The sequence below is a fragment of the Streptosporangium subroseum genome (assembly GCF_900188345.1).
Lineage (GTDB): Bacteria > Actinomycetota > Actinomycetes > Streptosporangiales > Streptosporangiaceae > Streptosporangium > Streptosporangium subroseum.
The window spans coordinates 1-6,130 of the sequence record NZ_FZOD01000132.1; the positions used below are offsets into that span (position 1 = coordinate 1).

8 protein-coding genes are annotated in these 6,130 nt (G+C 65.6%); 6 read left to right on the forward strand and 2 right to left on the reverse strand.

Going from position 1 to position 6,130, the window contains the following annotated elements; genetic code table 11:
- Positions 1 to 284 precede the first annotated feature (284 nt).
- Entirely contained in the window at positions 285 to 770 is a 486-nt protein-coding gene (locus CHC08_RS47265) for a MarR family winged helix-turn-helix transcriptional regulator (RefSeq protein WP_089213889.1), read from the reverse strand.
- Between the two features lie 82 nt (positions 771 to 852).
- On the opposite strand from CHC08_RS47265, the gene CHC08_RS47270 reads away from it, so the two are divergent.
- Complete coding sequence (locus tag CHC08_RS47270; protein ID WP_089213890.1) at positions 853 to 1,491, forward strand: NAD(P)-dependent oxidoreductase; 639 nt, start codon at positions 853 to 855, stop codon at positions 1,489 to 1,491.
- A gap of 285 nt (positions 1,492 to 1,776) precedes the next feature.
- Positions 1,777 to 2,412, forward strand: a complete 636-nt coding sequence (locus CHC08_RS47275) for a cysteine hydrolase family protein (protein ID WP_245879011.1) — start codon at positions 1,777 to 1,779, stop codon at positions 2,410 to 2,412.
- A 196-nt stretch (positions 2,413 to 2,608) separates the two neighbouring features.
- On the opposite strand, the gene CHC08_RS47280 is transcribed toward CHC08_RS47275, so the two are convergent.
- Positions 2,609 to 2,815 carry an SDR family NAD(P)-dependent oxidoreductase gene (locus CHC08_RS47280; protein WP_245879012.1) on the reverse strand — a complete coding sequence of 69 codons (207 nt, stop codon included), beginning with the start codon at positions 2,813 to 2,815 and terminating at the stop codon, positions 2,609 to 2,611.
- A gap of 536 nt (positions 2,816 to 3,351) precedes the next feature.
- Between CHC08_RS47280 and CHC08_RS47285 the strand changes: the two genes are divergently transcribed.
- From CHC08_RS47285 to CHC08_RS51115, 4 genes are all read left to right on the forward strand, one after another.
- Positions 3,352 to 4,626, forward strand: a complete 1,275-nt coding sequence (locus CHC08_RS47285) for an FAD-binding oxidoreductase (RefSeq protein WP_245879013.1) — start codon at positions 3,352 to 3,354, stop codon at positions 4,624 to 4,626.
- A 173-nt stretch (positions 4,627 to 4,799) separates the two neighbouring features.
- Complete coding sequence (locus CHC08_RS47290) at positions 4,800 to 5,405, forward strand: TetR/AcrR family transcriptional regulator (protein WP_089213893.1); 606 nt, start codon at positions 4,800 to 4,802, stop codon at positions 5,403 to 5,405.
- A 133-nt stretch (positions 5,406 to 5,538) separates the two neighbouring features.
- Positions 5,539 to 5,712 carry a hypothetical protein gene (locus CHC08_RS51110; protein ID WP_218825850.1) on the forward strand — a complete coding sequence of 58 codons (174 nt, stop codon included), beginning with the start codon at positions 5,539 to 5,541 and terminating at the stop codon, positions 5,710 to 5,712.
- Between the two features lie 58 nt (positions 5,713 to 5,770).
- Positions 5,771 to 6,127, forward strand: coding sequence for an SGNH/GDSL hydrolase family protein (locus CHC08_RS51115; RefSeq protein WP_218825851.1), 357 nt, complete (start codon positions 5,771 to 5,773; stop codon positions 6,125 to 6,127).
- The last annotated feature ends 3 nt before the right edge of the window (positions 6,128 to 6,130 follow it).

Below are 6,130 nucleotides of genomic sequence, written 5' to 3' on the forward strand. Positions count from 1 at the left end.
TTAGGCAGGCACAACGTCCCGTTCTGCGTACAAACACACGCTCAGCACCGAGCGTGCACTACGACACACAAACAACCCCACATTCCCCTCCCGACACGGCGCGGTGGCAGAACCGGCCGCCCTCCGACGAACCCGAAAAGCCATCCTCAAAGCCACCGACCCATTGATGCCGCCGGTGATGATTTCTTCTCCGTAAGAGCCCTACTCGGACATCCATGTTTCGGCATCGTGGTCCGCCCCCCTGGGCGAACTCGCTCAGCACCGCGCCGCCGCTGCGCTGCCGGTCAGCCACTGGAGAGTTCGTCGGTGGCGGTGTTGCCCGCGGTCGTCGTGCGACGGAGGAAGTCGGCGATGAGCTCGAGTTCGGCGTCGGTGTAGTCCTCGCACAGCTGATCCATCTGGGCGTTCATGCCGGAGAAGAGCCGATACAGCTCGGCGTTGCGTTCACGGCGCGCCCGTACGGTGACGGCACGGCGGTCGGTGGCATCGGGATCACGCTCGCGGACGATCCAGCCGCCGCGTTGGAGCCTGTCCAGAACGCCGGTCAGGGTGGCCGGATGCAGCCCGGCCACGCGTGCCAGCGCACTGGGACTGAGAGGCCCCTGCCGGTTGATCAGGTCCAGGCAGTCCCAATCGGCGTCCTTGAGCTCGACACGCGCGCCGAACTGGCGGTTGAGCAACGACAGCTGGATGTTCAGGTCGCGCAGCGCCTCCTTGACCGCCCGAATCTGCTGTCGGCGCCATCGCGCCCCATCTTGTACGGAACTCATATTGCATGGCCTTCATATGAGATAGTATGATTCCCATATAATACGGCACCCAGATAAGGGTGTCACGACAAAAGAGGTGCGCATGAAAATCACAGTCTTCGGGGCAACCGGCGGCATCGGCGGTCACGTCGTTGAGCAGGCTCTGGACGCCGGCCACCACGTGACCGCGGTGATCCGCGACAGCTCTCGATTCGAGATGGCACACCCGGCACTCGACATCGTCCGCGTGCCCGGCCTGACCGACCCCGAACTCCTGGTGCCCGCACTGGAGGGCAGCCATGCGGTGATCTCCGGAGTCGGCCCGCGCGGCCGCAAGGAAGGCCCCATCGCCACCCAGCTCACCCGCACCATCCTGGACGCCATCGGAGCCACCTACGTCCGGCGTTTCGTAGCCGTGAGCGCCGCGCCGGTCGGCACGGTGCCCGACGGCGACAGCTTCGTCAACCGCCGCCTCATACTCCCCTTCTTCGGCGCCTTCCTTCGCGACCTGTACGCCGACCTGACCGAAATGGAACGACAGATCCAGCTCAGCACCACCGAGTGGACCGTCGTCCGCCCGCCCAAACTCACTAGCAAGCCCCTGACCGGCACTTACCGCACCGCCCTGGGCGCGAACGTGCCCCGCGGCTACTCCATCTCCCGCGCCGACACCGCCCACCTCATGCTCGCCACCCTCAACGACCCCGCCACCATCAAACAAACGATCGGCATCGCCTACTAACTCTCAGGAGGAACCGACGTGGTCCTTGTCACCGGAGCCACCGGCAACGGTGTCGACCGGCGAAAGGATCAGCCGGATTACCGATCCTTCTGCCGGGGCGTTCCGGGGACGTGACCACGACACACAGACAACCTTGGTTTTCCCCTCCCGGCATGGCACCCCGGCACCTGCGCAACGAGGACGCCCGCGCTCGGCCGCGTCATCGGCTTCCCGCGGTGTGAGCCGACATTTCCAGCCACCTGGTTCGGCAGAGCGCATTTCTCCCAAGGGGGCAGAGGTTTCGGCATGGAGAGGGCGTACGGCAGGATCGTGACCATGACCTACGATTCGCGAACCGCCGCCGTTCTCGCCCTGCACTGGCAGGTGAACGTCATCAAGCCCGAGGGATTCTTCGGCGCGATGCTCGGCGAGCCGGTCGCGCGCAGCGGCGTCGTGGAGCGTGCCGTACGGTTCCACCAATCCATGCGCGCCGCAGGAGTGCCGGTGATTTTCACCCGGTTCACCGTGCCCGTGGGAGAGGGTGATCTGGTCCGCAACACGGGCTTCATGAACGCGGTCGGCGACGCGCAGGAGGCCTTCCGTCCGGATGCCCCGGGGTCGCAGTTGATCCCAGAGATGCGGGCTCTGGCCGAGATCGACCAGGTCGTCGACAACCAGAAGCTGTCCGGCCTGGCCGGAAACCACCTCCCCGAGTGGCTGGCCGAGCACGGGATCGACACGCTGCTGGTGACCGGAGTCGCCACCAACCTCACCGTCGAGCAAACTGCCAGGCACGGCACCGACCTGGGCCTCACCGTCCACACGGTCAGCGACTGCGTCACGGCCGCGACCGACGAGGCTCACCACATGTCGCTGGCCAACCTGGATCTGGCGACGGCCGGCTGCCTGACGTCGGAGCACGTACTCAGCCTGTTCTCCTGAGCCGCCGGACACACAACGGGCTCGATGGACCGCTACGAGATCAAGCCAGGGCTGAGCACGGCCTTCGGGACCGAGGGAACGCCCACACACCCGCGAGAAGACACTCCACTGTGCCAAGTGTCTCGTGGGCAAAGCCGTAGTCGCGCTGACCGCAGGACCCGGGTGATCTAGGGATCCGTCGCCCACAAACCGGCGGTCATCCCACCGTCACGTCGGTGGGTACGAAGGTGGCCTCGCCTCTGGCGGCGCGAAGGTCGGCCGCCAGCGCGTCGCCGACCTCCTGGCCGCGGGCCGCCAGGACGACCTTCGCTCCCTCGGCCGTGATCCGCTCGGCGACGGCACGGCCCATGCCGGAGGTGGCGCCGGTGATCAGGATGACTTTCTCTGCGAAACGTGCGGACACGATCACTCCCATGGTCAAGCAGGCCAGAAGGTGGGCACGGGCCTGCAGCGGGAATCACCGGTACACGCCGACCGCCTCGGTGGCGGGGAGGGCTGTCGCGACGCGAGGGGATGCGCACGCCCGGCTCGGCGAACCGCGGCCGGTTCGGTCTGTCTGCCCCGCGTGGCCGAGTCAAGGGCGAGCGCCGCTCGAACTGCGCTCATCAGCGTCAATACAAGCCTACGGCTCGAAAATCGGTATTATGCTACCGTATTTCCATGCCGATTGTGCGATGGTCGGCTTGAGCAGAACGCAGGGCGGTCGACAAGGACCGCAGATCGCATGCCGGGCGACGCACGCACATTCGCCGGGCAATGGGCGACTGCCTCCGACGCGCCTGCGGTCATCGGCACCCGGCTCGCACCAGTTCCGCGAGACAAGATCAGAAAGATATCGACATGCCTCTCTCCTCAACCTCCCTTCTTCTCTCGTCCGTCAAAGGGCCCGTCCTCTTCGCGGAAGACGACGGTTTCGCCGACGAGACGTCGGTGTTCAACATGACCGTCGCGCATCATCCCCATGTGATCGTCGGTGCCACCGGTGTGGCGGACGTCCAGGCGGCGGTGCGCTTCGCAAGAGACCTGGACCTCCCCGTCGCGGTCCTCAACACCGGTCACGGCCCTTCCGTGTCCGCTTCCGAAGAGACCGTCTTGATCACCACGCGTCGCATGACGGGGGTGAGGATCGACAGCGTGAGACAGACCGCTCGGGTCGAAGCCGGCGTCCGCTGGGGACAGGTGGTGGAAGAGGCTGCCAAAGTCGGACTCGCGCCGCTCGCCGGTTCCTCGCCACAGGTCGGTGTCGTCGGTTACACGCTCGGCGGCGGGGTGAGCGTCGCGTTGGGGCGGGCCTTCGGCTACGCGGCCGACCATGTCCGGGAGATCGAGGTCGTGACCGCGGACGGCGAGCTCCGCCACGTCACACCGGATTCCGACGCGGACCTGTTCTTCGCCCTGCGCGGAGGCAGGGGCAACTTCGGCGTCGTCACCGCGATGGAGTTCAGCCTGTTCCCCGTGCGGGAACTGTACGCGGGAGCCCTGCATTTCCCGGGTGACAGCGCACGCGAGGTGCTGCAGGCCTACAAGCGATTCACTTCCAATGCGCCCGACGAACTGACGTCGTCAATCGTCTTCCTGCGCGCGCCTGACCTGCCTTTTGTCCCCGAGTTCATGCGGGGGAAGCTCACCGTCTCCATACGGATCTCCTATCTCGGCTCGGCACGTGACGGTGAATCACTGGTCGCCCCCCTGCGGGCGGCTGCGCCGGTACTCGCCGACACCGTGACCATGATGCCCTTCTCGAATATGGCTTCCATCACCAATGATCCGACCGAACCGGGCGCCGCCGTGGAGCACTTCGCCATACTCGACGAACTGTCTCCGTCAGCGATGGAAACGATCCTCGACATCGCCGGACCGGATTCTGATACGCGCATCACCATGGTCAATGTGGCCCATCTCGGCGGCGCACTTGGAATGCCACCGGAAAGGGCAAATGCGGTGGGACGACGCGATGCTGCTTTCTCCCTTTTCGCGTTGACGGCCGTTCCGCCCAATGCCGTGACCGCCTACAAAAACGTGGGTCTGGAACTGACCGACAGGCTCACGTCCGGCCGGAAGCACCCCGGCTATCTCTCACCGGCGGACGCCTCCGTCGAGAGCGTACGACTGGCCTACGACGAGCCGACCTATGAGCGTCTCCAAGCGGCGAAAACCCTGCACGACCCGCGCAACATGTTCCGCTGCAACCACAACATCCCGCCCCGCGCATAGTTGTCGGCGACTCAGCGGGCTTCGTTCGCTCCGCTCCACGGCAACGCTCTCGGCCATTGCCGGCCACCCCCGGCTCCGGCCGAACGACGTGTGACGATGCGCGATCCGGACCTGCCCGAATCACATGTCGCGCCTGGCTTGACTGCCATCAGGCATGACCCTACGGTACGGCCATGCCTATAGGGAGTCGAAGGAAACGTGCAGGTGGGACGAAGCGCACCCTTGTTCTGGAGGCGGTGATAATTGTGCTCGCCGAACGCGGATATGAGAACACGCGCTTCGCCGACGTATCGACCGCCAGTGGCGTCGCGATCAGCACGCTGCAGAATTACTTCGGCTCGCGCGAGGACATGGTCATCGAGGCTATGCAACTCTCCGCCGACCGGGAGGTGGCCGTCCTGGAAACAGCGGCCACCACTGAGCTCGATCCGTGGGAGCGATTGGTCGCAATGATCGACCGCAGCATGGGGCTTTCCGATCACGATCGGCAGATGCTCGTCGAATTCTGGCGGTCCGCCATGCGGGACGACGAACTTCGCGAGTACAGCATGGAAATGCAGATGCGCTACCGGGCGCCCTTTCTGGCCGCATTAAGAGAAGGAAGCGAGCAGGGAGCATTCAGACTTACCCATGAACCCGACGACGTGGCTGATTTTGTGCTCTCCGTCCTGGCGGGAGCCATCATCTCCCGCGCCTTGCACCACTCCACACCGTCTCCCGCCGGCTTCCGCGGTGTTCTCCTGTCGCAGCTCCGGTTGATGCTGGGACTCGGGGGCTGAACGACATTTCGGGGTTCGGCCTCGTGACGGGGTGGAGGGGCCACACCTTCGCACCAAGACCCGGCCCCACGTCAATCACCTCGACGACGTCAGAGTTCGTCGACGCATCCCCATGGCGACGAATGGAATGAGCATGATCTGGACAGCCGGTTTCCGTACGGCCGTGATCAGCCCCTACGAGCAGATCCAGCTCACCCAACCGCGCGGCTTCGCCGACCAGACGGTACGCCAGATACTCCACATGGCCGGCGGCGGAGAACGCCTGCGAATACACCTGACAAACCGCTACGGCCGCACCCCCCCCTGACCATCGCCGCCGCGACGGCCGCCACCGAGCGCGGGCCAACGATCTTGGCCTGCCCGGCATGATCGGTGAGCCTCCCGCCACCGCCGGTGCCCTGATCGAGGGCTTCACGGCCCTGGCCCACCGCGCCCACGCGGCCGATCTGAAGATTCTGGGTGCCACCATCGGTCCCTTCGCGGGCGCCGCCTACCCGGGGATCAGTACGCCTGCGGGCCTGGCCGCCCGGCGCGAGGTGAACGACTGGATCCGTACCACCGATGCGTTCGACGCGGTCTTCGATGTGGCTCGCGCCGTTGAGAATCCCGCGGCCCCCGACTACATCCATCCCGCGCTGGACGGCGGTGATGGCATGCATCTCAATGACAGAGGCGCCCAGGCCATGGCCGATTCCGTGGACCTCGAAACCCTCGCGCTCTAGAGC